The following is a 13,660-nucleotide window of genomic DNA, read 5'->3' on the forward strand; positions in this document are numbered from 1 at the left end:
ACCGAGCTAGTTACCTGCTGGCAGAGATGGGAAGCGGTTGTAAGGTACAACATCTTCACCGAAGTAGCGGCTATATTCTGGGCTTTCGACTATTGCTTCTACAGCAGCCGATAAACCACTATCAGCTAGCAGCTTGTTATACTGGTCAATTTCTTCCCGATCTGCGGGTGTACGCCCCAACAGGTGGCGGAAAAGGAACTCAATGACCTTGGCATGAGGATAGGGTGTATAGAAGCGCTGGCGATAGATTTGGGAACTGGCTAGTTCGCGCACAAACTCCCGCACGGAAATTTCACCATTCTGGAGTTTGCTGTCTAGGTCAGTACGGCGGAAATTATCAGGCACTTCACCGCTAAATACATCCAATACTTGACGGTAAATGGCGTTGATTGCCTGTTGTCTTTCGGCTTGGTTGGTACTTTCCGTTAGACGGTAAATGCGTGCATGTTTACGCATACCCAGTTCCACGGCTTGTCCACTACCATCGTTGTAGGAACGACCCAGTTCAGCAAAGGAGGGCTTACTCTGGTTTATACCATTTGTTTGCGCTGATATATTTGCGATCGCTTGGGTCAAAAGCGGCGTATCGTTACTAACTCCTACACGCGTTTGCACAGGTTTAAAGCTAGGCACAACTACGTCATCGTTTTGCTTGGTAAGCTGGTTGTACAGCTTCTCTGTATTCGGGAAGTTTGCCGCAGGTAGGGTCGGGAAGCGACGGTAAGGCACCGTATCCTCACCAAATACCTCGTTATATTCCACACTATTTACCAAAGCAGCAATAAAGGCACGAATACCTTGAGTAGCCAAAATCTGGTTATACTTACGGATTTCTGCTTGGTCTAGTGGCGCACGTCCCAAGAAGTGTTTGGTTCCCAACTCAATCACTTTGGTGTTGGGGTAAGGTGTGTAGAACTCTTTCAGGTAGAGGTTCGAGTAACCCAAACCTTCAATAAACTCCTTCACACTGATTTCGCGGTTACCCAGCTTGCTTTCCCACGCCGTAAATTCATTTTTGGCGATGTAGGGTGCAATATCCCGTTCAAAAATCTGACGATACGCAGCGCTGATCAAAGTTTTTACAGCAACTTTGTCACTGGTATTCGCCACCAACTTGAAGATTTTGGTTTGTTCGCGTTGCTTGCTGACGCCTTGGTTAATACGGAACTGAATATCGGGTTCTGACCGATTTTCTGTGACTGTACCCAGTGTCACAAAGCTCGGCGTTACTTCCTTCTGAACTTTCGCCGCCACATCTTCACGAATGCTACCAACGCGTAATTGTCGCCCTGATACACCACCAGGAGTCAGATACCGTTCGTAAGGAATTGTATCTTCACCAAATGCTTCGCTGTATTCTACGCTGTTAATAATGGCATCAACTACCGCGTAAAAGCCTTGTTTGGAAGCTATGTCAAAGTACTTGTTGATTTCTTGACGACCATAGGTCGGACGACCCAACAAGCGGCGGTGAATATACTCGATCGCTTTACAAACATAGAGCGATGACCAGTACAGATTGCGGAATACATCCGACTTAGCCAAAGCACGGATAAACTCTCGTACAGAGATGTCGCCGTTTTCCAGCTTGATTTCCAATACCTTCGGGCGCTGACCTTCGTAAAGATCGCGACCGAAAACTTGCAGGTAAGCAGCTTTAATCAATGCTTGCGTGGAGCTTTCAGAGAATCTGACGCTAGAACCTTTGGCAGCCTTTCTACCAACAGTACCAGGTAGCTGATCTAACTTGAACACCTTGGGTCCAAGGGTACCAGGAGCTTCACCCCGCGCTTTGGGATTACTATTTTGGTTATTAATGCCTGCCCCTTGGTGAATCAGGATGCGCTTGGTATCCTTACCAAAAGGAGCCGGACTGGTGCTGGGGTTGCGAGTTTCTTTCGGGAAAATCGCCCCAAATTGAATTTCCAAGGGGTCATTACCAGAACCGTAAGGATGTTGGTCTGGTAGTGGTTGTTCGTAAGCAGCAAATGTGGTAATAAACTGAGGTATCTTGCGGAAAGGCGCACTGTAGTTAAACAGGTCTTGCTGCGGCCCCCAGTTGCGACATTCTTGTGCTTCTTGACCAAGACCCCGGAGGTAGGGTACTGTCTCTTCGCCAAAATAGTCGCTGTATTCAGCAGAATCTACTAAGGCATCTACTAAGGCTGCCAGACCACCGTTAGAAATAATCGAAAAGTATTTTTGTACTTCTTCACGGCTACTTGGCCCCCGTCCCAGAATGTGACGGAAAGCTAGTTCGATGACTCGGCTGTTAATAAAAGGCTGGTAAAACTGTTTTTGGTAAAGGGGAGATTTAGCTAGACGACGGACAAATTCCTTCACGGAGATGTCGCCATTTTTCACCTTGGATTCTAGGTCAGATATTGACAAACTATAAGCACGAGTAATATCGCGCTCAAAGATTTGCCGATATGTAGCTTTGATTACCTCATTTTTTTCGCTACTTGACAACCCAGTTTTCATTACAAACTTGGGACGCCGTTCTGCCGCATTAAAGTAAATTTGCGGTAGTTGCAACCCTTGCTGGTCGCTAGAGGGGCGTTGGCGGACTTTATTTGAAGGTGTGGCTGCTTTGAATTCTGTTAGCAAAACATCCATGTACTGAGACACAATCTCTGTAGCCTCAGCATCCTGGCGGAAAAAGGAAAGCGACCCGGCTTTGATTTCTTGCAAAGCTACCAGCGTTGCTTCACCAGAGCAGGCATTTTCAATTATTTCCCGCAAACCCCGTGTATTCACCGCTATGATGTTGGGGTCGCCAGCAACGATCGCATAAGTAGCGTAGCGTAAGAACCAGGATAAATCCCGCAAGCTCTTGGCCATGTTGCTTGGGCCATAGCGAGCAATGTTAATTGGTCTGAAACCTGGAGGTGTCGGGCCGCTGGGGGATGAGTTAAATATTGAGCGTAAATTTTCTAGGAACCCACCACGACTTTCAACGTAGGTTACAGTTCCCAGTTGCATCCCTTGTTGAACATTAGCACCAGCACTAACAGGTACTATTTCTACTTCTCTGGGCTTTTCTAAAAAAGCCATTGGCGAACCACCGACAAAAATCCGGTTGGCAGCGCGAGATACAATAATCTCGGCATTGTCCGTCAGCGTCTGGGAAATTTCTAGACGCTTTGCACCAGACGCAAAATAGCTTGCCAGTTCATCTAATTCACCACTTCCTAAAAAGCGGTCTTGCTGCTCGGCTTGGGTAATTGTCGCTACAGCTAGGGTTTGATATAGTTGCGGACGCGCAACTGAGCTTCCACCACTTGCCTTAACACTCATCGGATTTGTAAAACTCCCATCATAATCATTTATGTGTTAAGTCTGGGTCGCTTTGAGGCTTGACACATCGGTGCGTCTGTGCTTTATAAGCTTGAGAGTAGTGCCTGCAAAACTGCCAGTAAATTAACCCGGTTAGCTTTTAGATTAGAACGTTTTGCGTTCTCAAAGCTGGTTTATTAAGAACTGTGTAGAACCGTAGCTTAGATACATCCAGTCTTAAGAGTACATACTCTTATTTGGCTGAGACAAAATCTAAGTTTTGTAACTAACTAATAGGGTAAGCATGGTCTACTGATGCCGAAAACCCCTATTGTGATGTTTGTGGCAGTGTCCACTCTACGATTATTACAACTTATACAAAATTTTAGTTGAAACCAAATTGCCTTTAGCAATCTCAGTGGACAGTAGTCATTAGTCGATGCTAAGTTGTTTTTGCTACTAGCAAATGAGTATTGAGAAATAACACCACCCTGGAAATAATTCTTAAATTGTGGTGTTTTAAGCATTTGCTATCAGTATTCTTTAACCGGAAAATACTATGCAGAAAAGTTTTAAATTTAACTATTTATTCAATGCTACTCTGTCTGCGATCGCAGTTATTTTAGCTGTCACTCCTGCAAATGCGCTTCCAGAGCAAAACATCAACACCGTTGTTAAGTGGGCGAAAACGCGATCGCAACTACCAACCCTGAGATACAACAGCGAAGCCCACGGCTACGAGGGAACAAAAGGAAAATTATACTTTTATGCTGATGTCACCGAAGAAAATGGCACAGTGACTAAAGAAGGAATAACCGTTAGTGGTGACTCAAGCATCAAATTCACCACAAAGAATGACAAAGCAGTGAAATTGTTACAAAATATTTATAATTCTAATATTGCCAATGACTTCCAGAAGTCTCGGTATGTCAGCAAAGTTGGGCGTGACCAGTATTATCGCGGGCAAAAGTTTGCTTACATCACTGCTGAGGTGCAAGGTGGGTCATCATTTCAGATAATTCCCTTGAGGAATTTGCAAGAATTTATCAATAATGCAAAGTATTGCCAAACTAATCAATGCGACCTTTGATTAAGTGCGTAGCCTAGAATTTACATAAGTATTATCAGTAAACAAAGGCACGCAATCACTAATGTTGTAGGCGGCGGACAGTTCAACATCTGACTCAAAACCTTTTTCAATCAACTCTTTACCAGAACTGCATTTTTTCAAGTACCCCAGTAAATCCTGCCGGAAAGCTTGAAATGTTGCCACAGCCACTTCAGCTTCTGGTGATAGACTGCCATCTAAATAACTGAGGATTGCCCCAGCACCAATTAAATCTTCAAATGCAGGTCGTAGGCTACCATCTTCTTTCCACCTCTCACCCGCAGGAATCACAGCGATTTTATCACCATACTTTTGAGCAAACTGCGCTACAGCTTGGCAATTTCGCAAGCAGCCAGCCAAAGTTGGTGTATTCCCTGTATGTAAAGTCAGAAAAGAACCATTAGGTGAAGGTAAAACTAGTCTAGTTCCAGCAGGAATCTGAGTCACCGATTTTGGCGAGAGAGAATATCCAGTTGTAGTCCAACGTTGTCTATGACTTGCTAACTCTGCTTGCACTGATTTGGCATAATCTATGACAGATTCATCTCTCATTGCGTAGGGAAAAATTATCGCGCCGTTGTTGGTGGCAATTTCCACGCAGGTAGAAAAAGAGAGAATGTCAACTATTACAATTACATCACTGATGGGAGCAAGTTCAGCAACTCCTTGTGCCCCCCATTCACAGCGTAAATCAAACTCTGATTGGTTGTAAATCATTGGTGCGATCGCTACAGTTCCAAAGACAATAGGGTAACGCACTAAATCCTGAAAAATATTGCTGTACTTTCCGCTAACGCACCCTAAAAATAGTTTGAGGAATAAATTCCTTACTACGCAATAATGTCAGCAGTTATAATTAAAATAACGATTAAATGGGAAAAATATGATGAATTTAACTATCCAAACTTATCCTAAAAATACAGCATCTAAGTTAAATTATGATGTCTTAATTGAAACCGAACCAGATGGCACAGTAAAAGCAACATTGTTAGGTTTACCAGACTATCAATGTTTTGGTGAGAATCAAGAAGAAGCTTTATATAATCTCATTAAGCTTTTTGAGCAACGAAACCCTAAAATATTTACTTTAGAAGAAACCTACCCTCCTAAAATTGAATCTCCTTTAATGGAAGCTGCGGAAATGTTCAACTCTGAGGGTAACGCTTGGGATGTACTAGAGGCATTAACAGGAACAGTTGAAGCACCAAGTGATTGGTCAATTCAGCATAATCACTATTTGTATGGAATGCCCTAAAAATAACGATGAGATAATAGAATGAATCAAGAAAGGTTGTTTTTAGATACAGTATTTATTCAGGCTCTACTAAACAAGAATGATCAATACCATCATCAAGCTAAAGCATTATTTCCAAGAGTAAAAAATGCTTTTGAAGTATGGGTGACAGAAGCAGTTTTGATAGAAGTTGGTAATGCTTTAAGTGCAGTGCATCGGACAGCATCAGTTCAGTTTATTAATCAGTGTTATCAAACAGATAATATCAAGGTTGTCAGTGTAGATACACAGCTTCTCATGCGTGCGCTGGAACTTTATCACAGTCGTCAAGATAAAAGTTGGGGTTTGACTGATTGTATATCATTTATTGTTATGAAGGAGCAGGGTTTAATTTATGCAGTCACGGCCGATATTCATTTTGTACAAGCTAGGTTTGTAGCTTTATTAAGGTCATAATAAAATTTACAAACATTTTTGTTGATGGGTATAAGCAATATTTAACTTAAGGGTTAAAAATATCATGAGTTTATGTAGAAAAATCACGGTGAAGAAGGCAGCACCTCAGTTAAATTATGATGTGTTAATTGACAATCAACCAGATGGTACAGTGAAAGCCACATTGTTAGGTTTACCAAACTATCAAAGTGTTGGTGCGACTGAAGAAGAAGCTTTAAATAATCTCATTCAGATTATGCAACAACGAAAACCAGAAATAGTTACATTAGAAATTGAATACGCCGAAGAAGCTGAACATCCTTGGATGAAATTTGCGGGAATGTTCAAAGATGATACTCAATTTGATGAAGTGATGAACCACATAGAAGAACATCGGCGTGAATTAGATGCAGAAATGGAGGATTATTATAAACAAATTGATGCTGAGATAGATGAATATGCAAAAAAATTCACAGGAGGATCTCGTAGTGCTGCCATAATTCAGATGAAGCTTTTTGATGACAGTATAAAAGCAAATAAAAATGTAGAGGATCAATACAGTGAATAAGTTGTGGATATTAGATACAGATCATCTATCACTTTTTCAACAAGGACATCCAGAGGTTACACAGCGTATAAAAAGAAAAAACCCTGAAAATCTTGCTGTTACTGTGATTACATTGGAGGAGAAACTTCGAGGAAGGCTTAAAAATATTAACGAATATAACAATAAACCATTGAAATCAGATAAATTGATAGCAGCTTATAAAAGATTGGCTGATGAAATTGAATTTTTCAAAAATATCAGAATTCTTGATTTTGATAATCGTGCTTTTGAAAATTATGAGTTATTAATCATGAAGGAACGTGTAACAATTGGTACACAAGATTTACGCATTGCTGCAATCGCAGAATCAGTTGATGGAATTTTAGTAACCAGAAATCAGGATTTTGAAAAAGCATACTTACTTTTAGAAGATTGGACTGTTAAGCTGCCTACATAAAAAATGTCTTAGTATTTTATTTTCTGCATTTTAAACAATAAATGCTATATTTTATGATAATAGATTTTTATGGGTTTGCATTATCCTATCTCTTACTTCTTGGTATTGAGTAAATGAAGTTACTGAAACTTACAATTCTGAACAAGAAAAAAGAATCTTCCAACCTCTTCCTCCATTGTATTCCCAAATTCCACTAAGAGTCAAAACCCCACCATTTCCCCAAACCAAACCAATCGGCAAGTGGCCTTCAGGTGCTATTATATCAAAAGTTAAGTCGCCATAGTAATACAACCAGAAATTCTTAGGTATCCATCCAACCTTTTTTCCAAATTCAAGCCATATTTTGTGATCTTCGTCGTTTGTTCCTCCCAAACTCTGATAAATACGCTTCTGTACAGAAAATCCAAAGCTACCATTACTATACTTAACCCATAAATTGTCAATAATATGGATATCTTCACAAGGAAAACTATCAACAAATTCAAGATATAAACGCCCTCTTAGTGTCTTTTTGATTACTGCAAGCATTGCCAATGTTGTAAATTCGTTTGCTTCTTTCCATTTACCCTCAGCAAGTAAATCTCGTAGCTTAGTATAATCCATACCTGAAGATGATCTAAATTCCCCATCTTGTATGTAGCTGAATATATTTTGCATCACTACAACTGTTAAAAATCCTCCAGCAGCTTGCAAAAAACCCCGCCGGGAAACTCCTGACAAATTTGCAGGCTGATTAGTTTGTGATAATTGGGATTGGGTTTGCTTAACTGAAGATGAATTATTTGTAGTAGTAGATGTGGCAGTTGGTTGACTTATTACAGCTTGATTCTGAGGTTTAGAAAATGCTGATTGTGAAACCTGATATTGAGTTTGTTGAACTGGCATTCTATTGATAGATGTCCCAGCTTGCCATATCTTGATAGTCCCGTCATCACTCCCACTGGCAAGAGTTTGACCATCGGGGCTGTATATTACAGAAGTAACCCACCTAGAATGAGCAGTCAGAGTTTGGAGTAGCTCTCCTGTAGTTACATTCCATATCTTGATACTTTTATCTCCACTTCCACTAGCAATAGTGTGACCATCTGGGCTGAATGCTACAGAATTAACTGAGTGAGAATGATCAGTGAGGCTTTGCAGTAGTTTTCCTGTAGTGACATTCCACAGTTTGATTGTTTCGTCCTGACTCCCACTAGCAAGGGTTTGACCATCGGGGCTGAATGCTACATAACGAACCCAGTTAGAATGACCAGTGAGGGTTTGCCGTAAGTTTCCCCTGTTCACATCCCATAGTTTGACAGTGTTGTCATCACTTCCACTAGCCAAGGTTTGACCATTGGGGCTGAATGCTACATAACGAACCCAGTTAGAATGACCTGAAAAACTCTGAAGCAACCTTCCTGTACTGACATTCCATATCTTGATAGTGTTGTCATAACTTCCACTAGCAAGAGTGTGACCATCCGGGCTGAATACTACAGAATTAACTGAGTGAGAATGATCAGTGAGGCTTTGCAGTAACTTTCCTGTAGTGACATTCCAAAGCTTGATCGTTTTGTCCTGACTTCCACTAGCAAGGGTTTGACCATCGGGGCTGAATGCTACAGAACTAACATATTTAGAATGACCAGTGAGGGTTTGCAGTAGCCTTCCTGTACTGACATTCCATATCTTAATAGTCTCGTCCCCGCTCCCGCTAGCAAGGGTTTGACCATCGGGGCTGAATGCTACAGAACTAACATATTTAGAATGACCAGTGAGGGTTTGTAGTAGCTTTCCTATTACGTCATTGTTAATAACTGACGGTTGTGATGTTGATTCCACAACAGCAGATGCTTTTGCTTTAACAACACCTGGAAAAATATCAACACTAAGTTTTGTAGACCGATCGCACCAATAACACTTACCATAAGTTCGGCTGTAGTAGTGGCTGTCTACCTTTCCACAGATAGTTAACTCATTAACAGCAAGTCTCAGGACCTTTACCCAATCCCCAGCAGTTGGGCGCAAGTTAGGATTTTTATAACCATCGTTAAAGCATCTGAGAAAACATCGCTGAACCTCTGGGTGAATAATCTCAAGAGGAATTGTCCTTTCTACAGGTTGAATCAAACGGTTTGGTGCATACAGCCATAAACCCTGACGGATAAGTTCATTAGTTTCTGGAGTTTCCCCCGTACCTATCCACTTTCCCGCAAAAGGAGTTTGACCACCAAACAACAACTGATAGATAATGACTGCTAACCGGAAGCGATCGTGTACTTCCGTTTGATCAATGGTATCAAAATCTTTGCCAATCAGTTCCGGTGGTGTAAAGCCATCTGAACCAACTGAACAACGATAAACCTTATTATTTTTCGGATTCCGAACCTGAAAGGAGTCAGTATCAATAATAGAAGGTAAGGCGCGATCGTTTACAAGAATATTTTGCGGCTTGATGTCACCTAAAACATAGCCAGAAATATGAATTGCTTCAATAATTGAGGCGATATTCAGTGCCGTTGTGTGGAGAAAACGCCAATCAACCTCAAGTTTTAAATCCTTTCTTTTCTTAGGGTTATATACATCAATAAGTTCTTTCCCTTCCTTAATTTCCGGCATCAAAAAGCCCACACAATCACCTTGAGCATCTTTCAATACCGACTTAGGCCAAGCAAAAGAAACATGATTGAGGTGAGAGTTTGGCTCTTTGGGTCGGTGCGCTATCATCACTGCCAACTTTTGCACACGCTCAGGAGTTTGCGAGTGGTAAATTTTCGCTAAGTAACCATTGTGATTAGTTCGCCAAACCTTACCTTCACCACTAACGATCGGTTCACCCAGCAGAGTAATTGATTTTCCCGTACTAGCACAGGTGAGAACTGTCATTGAATTTTACTCTCTATCAAACAAGCACAAAAGTAAGGTTTTATCATCGTCAGTGCGAGAATTTAGCCGTTCAGAGTTGAGGAATTCTATCAGATATTTATCTTCATCCTCTCCATTAACAGGTTCGTGTAAGTATTCCTCCAAAGGTTTAAAGAAAGGCGAGAAGGGTTCCCAGTCACTCAAGCGAATTGCTACTTTTTCTAGTCCATCAGTAGAAGCGCAAACAAACTCTTGCTTTTCGGTAATGACCTTTACCTGCATTTCTTTTAGTGCATTTGTTGAGGTAATAAAAGTTGTTTCATTAGCAAACTCACCTTTATCTGGCTGAAACAACAGTTGATATTCTGACTCTTGGGAACGCATTACAATAAATCCATCCCCGATTTGCATAGCTGCAATGCAGTCAGGAGTTGCCACGAAAACCAGCAACGTACAAGCTAAATCATTGACAGAATAATCTCCTTCATCTGCTTGCTTCTCTAATTTTGTAATAACTTTGTTCACAATCTCAGCAAACACTTTCTGAGCTTCTTCTTTGGATAGTGGTTGAAAATCTTGCTTCTGAGGAAATTCATTAATTTCAGAAAAGCATTTGAGTACCGTTTCTACCGCCAACTTAGCACCAACATCAGAATGTTTAGCACTACCAGCACCATCAGCAACAGTGCCTACAATCACATCATCAAAGATGCGATAATCCCCATAATCTTGACAATCTATCTCCTGTTTTTGATGACTCGTTCCGCTCGCAGAACGTGCAACAGCTTTCCAATTCACAAAATTCCCTCTAACTGGTAATTTGACCCCATCCCATAGCCGGTAAAGCTACAGCTTGCCCCACTTTGCCACTAGAAACCCGTTTCATTGAAGCAGAAAGCCAGACAAACATCTCACGAAAATCTAAGCCGTTTAGCGTGACTGGTGGACGTTCAGGAGGAGAAATTTGTTTGAGGATATTCATATCAGCATCCTTTACACCAACCGCAAAAAATGAAAGTCGGCTTTGTGCTTCTGCTTCTCTCAATCTTTGCGCGGCTGATTGCCAGGAGTCAGTTGGCGCTCCGTCTGTAATCAAAAACACCCACGGGCGATAATAGAGAATACCGTTGTCTTTATAAGTCTGTTTCCGGCTTTCTAGAAAATCCAAAGCATACTCAATTGCCGCACCCATTGGGGTAACACCATCTACTTCTAATGTAGGCGGTGTAAATTGGTCAATCGTCACAAAGTCTTGCGTAAGTTTAACAATGGGGCCAAATGTAATCATGGCCACTTCCACACTCAGCGATGCTTGGGAATCTTTTAGTACATCTGCTTTGAAAGCAGCAAGTCCTCGATTTAACTCTTGGATAGGCTGACCTGACATAGAGCCAGAAGTATCGAGTAAAAGAATTACAGGGCAACGATTTTCTGGATTTTCAACGAATTCAGGCATTCCTACAGCCATTTAATGCTCCTAGCTAAGTAAATTTTTATACAAAATTATAATTAAATTTTATTAGCTAAGAGATACTTAAACAGTAGTGTTATTACTGAAACAACTTCCCCACTTAAAATATATGGGCTGATGGCGATGTCTACGACGGGCTGCGCCTACGCAATTATTTATCTACCTGAAGTGTTCAGCATTCGCTAAACTCATAATTGCTGCAATATTGCTCCTGAAATGTCAGACTCCCAAACTGTTAGCGCTGCTGTTGTCAGACTTTACGATACCTATGCCTTCTAAAGATATATTTCATCAATCTGTTCGCACTGCTTTAGAAAAAGATGGTTGGATGATTACCCACGATCCACTGCATCTGCAAGTTGATGATATTGAATTTTTTGTGGATTTAGGAGCAGAAAGATTATTAGCAGCACAAAAACAAGGTCAAAAAATAGCTGTAGAAATTAAATCCTTTATAGGTGCATCTGAAGTAAGGGAATTTCATCTCGCTTTAGGTCAAACCTTGAATTATCGGCTAGCATTGAAAAAAGAACAACCAGAACGCATTCTATATCTAGCTATTAGCCAAGATACATACCAAGACTTTTTCTCACGTCAATTTATTCAAGATTCTTTAAAAGAATATCAAATTAAACTTTTAATATTTAATTCCTTAAGTCAGGACATTGTTTTATGGAAGGAATAAATTACTCTCAAATGATTCAAAATATTTTAAGTAACCATTCAGCTAATGATGTGGCTAACGGGACAGAGGTTCAATTGTTGTTTGACGCAGAACGCCATCATTATCAAGTCTTAAATATTGGCTGGAAAGAACAACGGAGAATTTATGGAGTCATCATTCATGTTGATATCAAAGACAAAAAAATTTGGATACAAAGAGATGGTACAGAAATCGGTATCGCTAATGAATTAATTGCTGCTGGTGTACCTAAAGAAGATATTGTATTAGGATTTCACGCTCCTTATAAACGTGAATTTACTGACTTTGCTGTTGGATAATTAGTAAGAATAGTAGTCTTTGCCCTAATGATCCACTATCCGCTAAACTCAGAAATGCTGCGTTATTCCTCATCATGTCCGATTCCCAAACCGTTAGTGCTGCTGTTGCCAAACTCTACAATACCTATCCCTTTCCGCCAGAAGCCTTGTTGGATGAACCACCTCCAGGCTATAACTGGCGCTGGAATTGGCTAGCTGCTCATAACTTCTGCACAGGTGAAAAACCCCAAAAGCAAGATATTCGGATTTTAGATGCAGGTTGCGGTACAGGGGTAAGTACAGAGTACTTAGTTCACCTCAATCCCCAGGCTTCTGTTGTGGGAATTGACCTCAGTACAGGTGCTTTAGCTGTAGCCAAAGAACGTTGTCAGCGTTCAGGGGCTAACCGCGTTGAATTTGATCACCTCAGCTTGTTTGATGTGGAACAGTTACCGGGTGAGTTTGATTTAATCAACTGTGTTGGCGTTTTGCATCATACCTCCGATCCAATTCGCGGTATTCAAGCTTTGGCGAAGAAGTTAGCCCCAGGCGGTTTAATGCACATTTTTGTGTACGGAGAGTTGGGACGTTGGGAAATTCAACTCATGCAAAAAGCGATCGCACTTATTCAAGGTGACAAAAAAGGCGACTACCGCGATGGTGTTCAAGTCGGGCGACAAATATTTTCTTCTTTACCAGAAAACAACCGGATTGTCAAATACGATAAACAGCGTTGGTCATTAGAAAACCACAAGGATGAACACTTTGCTGATATGTACGTTCATCCCCAAGAAATTGATTACAACATTGAGACGCTGTTTGAATTAATTGATGCTTCGGGATTGGAGTTTATTGGTTTCTCGAATCCGAGTTTCTGGGATTTAGAGAGACTTTTGGCTAAAGCACCAGACTTGATAGAACGAGCAAAAGAACTGAGCGATCGCCAGGTTTACCGCCTGATAGAATTACTAGATCCAGAAGTAACTCATTACGAATTTTTCCTCGGTCGTCCTCCCCTTATTAAAGCTGACTGGTCAGACGATAACGCCCTATTGGCAGCGATTCCCGAACTTAATCCTTGTATTGAAGGATTTCCCAGTCAGTGTTTCTTTAATTACGATTACCAGATTGTTAATTTATCTGTAGCAGAGTTTGAGTTTATGCAAAAGTGTGATTCTAATTCAACAGTGGCAGATATTTTAGCAGGTGTGCAACTGGGATTGGATGGGGTAAGAACGCTTCTTCAGCAGCAGCTGATTTTATTGACACCTATTTAATTACACTTGACGTTGATACTAAGT

At 41.0% G+C, this 13,660-nt stretch carries 12 protein-coding genes and 1 pseudogene; 8 read left to right on the plus strand and 5 right to left on the minus strand.

What is annotated here, in order from left to right; all coding sequences use genetic code 11:
* Positions 1-9: 9 nt before the first annotated feature.
* Positions 10-3,300: pseudogene (locus V7L01_RS33290) on the minus strand (phycobilisome rod-core linker polypeptide); the annotation flags it as partial.
* 538 nt (positions 3,301-3,838) lie between these two features.
* On the opposite strand from V7L01_RS33290, the gene V7L01_RS33295 reads away from it, so the two are divergent.
* Entirely contained in the window at positions 3,839-4,369 is a 531-nt protein-coding gene (locus tag V7L01_RS33295) for a hypothetical protein (RefSeq protein ID WP_335042575.1), read from the plus strand.
* Here V7L01_RS33295 and V7L01_RS33300 read toward each other — a convergent pair whose 3' ends face one another.
* Positions 4,370-5,146: a 2-phosphosulfolactate phosphatase gene (locus V7L01_RS33300; RefSeq protein ID WP_335042576.1), complete on the minus strand. Its 777-nt coding sequence runs from the start codon at positions 5,144-5,146 to the stop codon at positions 4,370-4,372.
* Between the two features lie 124 nt (positions 5,147-5,270).
* On the opposite strand from V7L01_RS33300, the gene V7L01_RS33305 reads away from it, so the two are divergent.
* From V7L01_RS33305 to V7L01_RS33320, 4 genes are all read left to right on the plus strand, one after another.
* Positions 5,271-5,642, plus strand: a complete 372-nt coding sequence (locus V7L01_RS33305; RefSeq protein ID WP_335042577.1) for a hypothetical protein — start codon at positions 5,271-5,273, stop codon at positions 5,640-5,642.
* Positions 5,643-5,663: 21 nt separating this feature from the next.
* A complete protein-coding gene (locus V7L01_RS33310; RefSeq protein ID WP_335042578.1) occupies positions 5,664-6,077 on the plus strand; it encodes a type II toxin-antitoxin system VapC family toxin in 414 nt (137 codons plus the stop codon).
* Positions 6,078-6,165: 88 nt separating this feature from the next.
* Positions 6,166-6,624 carry a hypothetical protein gene (locus tag V7L01_RS33315; RefSeq protein ID WP_335042579.1) on the plus strand — a complete coding sequence of 153 codons (459 nt, stop codon included), beginning with the start codon at positions 6,166-6,168 and terminating at the stop codon, positions 6,622-6,624.
* Positions 6,617-7,060, plus strand: a complete 444-nt coding sequence (locus V7L01_RS33320) for a type II toxin-antitoxin system VapC family toxin (protein WP_335042580.1) — start codon at positions 6,617-6,619, stop codon at positions 7,058-7,060. The genes V7L01_RS33315 and V7L01_RS33320 overlap by 8 nt, the downstream gene beginning before the upstream one ends.
* Positions 7,061-7,189: 129 nt before the next feature.
* Here V7L01_RS33320 and V7L01_RS33325 read toward each other — a convergent pair whose 3' ends face one another.
* Genes V7L01_RS33325 through V7L01_RS33335 form a run of 3 tightly spaced genes read right to left on the minus strand, consistent with a single transcriptional unit; the run spans position 7,190 to position 11,375 of the window.
* Positions 7,190-9,928: a GUN4 domain-containing protein gene (locus tag V7L01_RS33325; protein ID WP_335042581.1), complete on the minus strand. Its 2,739-nt coding sequence runs from the start codon at positions 9,926-9,928 to the stop codon at positions 7,190-7,192.
* A gap of 6 nt (positions 9,929-9,934) precedes the next feature.
* Positions 9,935-10,705, minus strand: a complete 771-nt coding sequence (locus V7L01_RS33330) for a PP2C family serine/threonine-protein phosphatase (RefSeq protein ID WP_335042582.1) — start codon at positions 10,703-10,705, stop codon at positions 9,935-9,937.
* A 10-nt stretch (positions 10,706-10,715) separates the two neighbouring features.
* Positions 10,716-11,375 (minus strand): vWA domain-containing protein, encoded by a 660-nt coding sequence (locus tag V7L01_RS33335; RefSeq protein ID WP_335042583.1) that lies wholly within the window; start codon positions 11,373-11,375, stop codon positions 10,716-10,718.
* 271 nt (positions 11,376-11,646) lie between these two features.
* Between V7L01_RS33335 and V7L01_RS33340 the strand changes: the two genes are divergently transcribed.
* The 3 genes from V7L01_RS33340 (at position 11,647) to V7L01_RS33350 (ending at position 13,636) form a co-directional block, all read left to right on the plus strand.
* Entirely contained in the window at positions 11,647-12,063 is a 417-nt protein-coding gene (locus V7L01_RS33340) for a XisH family protein (protein ID WP_335042584.1), read from the plus strand.
* Positions 12,051-12,380, plus strand: coding sequence for a XisI protein (locus tag V7L01_RS33345; RefSeq protein ID WP_335042585.1), 330 nt, complete (start codon positions 12,051-12,053; stop codon positions 12,378-12,380). Before V7L01_RS33340 ends, V7L01_RS33345 begins: the two co-directional genes overlap by 13 nt.
* 74 nt (positions 12,381-12,454) lie before the next feature.
* On the plus strand, positions 12,455-13,636 hold the full coding sequence (locus tag V7L01_RS33350) for a class I SAM-dependent methyltransferase (protein ID WP_335042586.1): 1,182 nt from the start codon (positions 12,455-12,457) through the stop codon (positions 13,634-13,636).
* Positions 13,637-13,660 lie beyond the last annotated feature (24 nt).

Source organism: Nostoc sp. (assembly GCF_036917095.1).
In the GTDB taxonomy this organism is placed as follows: Bacteria; Cyanobacteriota; Cyanobacteriia; order Cyanobacteriales; family Nostocaceae; genus Nostoc.